Origin of the sequence: Streptococcus sp. 1004_SSPC (assembly GCF_001069025.1) — a bacterium.
GTDB lineage: Bacteria > Bacillota > Bacilli > Lactobacillales > Streptococcaceae > Streptococcus > Streptococcus vestibularis.
Window position 1 is genome coordinate 1 of the sequence record NZ_JWGQ01000028.1, and the last position, 470, is coordinate 470.

Sequence of the window (470 nt, forward strand, 5' to 3'; positions counted from 1 at the left end):
GGCGAGTCAACATACCATCTCCAGCGAAGAATTCATAAGGAATAACTTGGTTGACACCGGCTGTGAGTGGACCTGGGAAATTCGCTTTATCCAAGTAAGTAGCTGGAACATCTACTGTATCTTTGGTGTTGTCGGCTACACCTTTTTGCACTTCAGCTGGGGTAGTCAAACCATTCAAGTTGACATCCAAATCTTTTGTCGCTACTAGGTTAGTCAAATCAGCCTTGCCATCTTTAGCACCGTAAACTTTGATGGTAGCTTTATAGCTTTGAGTGCCGTTTTGTTTCAAGAGGTCAAGCAAATCTTTATCAGATTTTCCTTGAGTGCCAGCCAAATCTACTTCATAGAAGTAGAGGCCTTTGCCCAATTTCTCTACTGGTGGAAGGGCAGGATTTTTAGCTGAACCGTTGTCTGACCATGGAGCCTTGTCTGAGGCCTTCAAGATAAGGCGAGTCAACATACCATCTCCA

At 44.3% G+C, this 470-nt stretch carries 1 protein-coding gene; it reads right to left on the reverse strand.

Annotated elements, in window-relative coordinates:
• The coding region (locus ADF62_RS02380; RefSeq protein ID WP_049532327.1) for an SSURE domain-containing protein at positions 1 to 470 on the reverse strand (470 nt) is incomplete at both ends.